This window comes from Bartonella sp. AA86SXKL, from assembly GCF_042196885.1.
In genome coordinates this window covers 1-254 of record NZ_JBHIRE010000137.1, presented here as the reverse complement: position 1 = coordinate 254, position 254 = coordinate 1, and the positions used below count along the sequence as shown (strand labels likewise).

Sequence of the window (254 nt, the reverse complement as noted above, 5' to 3'; positions counted from 1 at the left end):
CTGCGAGAGAATTTTGAAACTGACGTGCGCAAAGGATAGTGCCTGATATTCCTCCCATGCCAAATTGATAGCCTTTTAAAGCCGCCATCAAAGCAAAGGATCTTGTCTTTCCAGATCCTCGTCCTCCCCAAGCAGCACGCACCGCCGCCTTACCTGTAAAAATCGCTATAAGCTTTGGTACAATCTTAATCTGTCGTGTTGTCATGACCCAAAGGCGCGATTTCCACGCGCCCTATCATCTTAATCGCCCCGCC

General features: G+C 49.2%; 1 pseudogene. It reads right to left on the bottom strand.

Annotated elements, in window-relative coordinates:
- Positions 1–205, bottom strand: a pseudogene (locus ACFIO5_RS10525) (PBSX family phage terminase large subunit); the annotation flags it as partial.
- Positions 206–254: the final 49 nt, after the last annotated feature.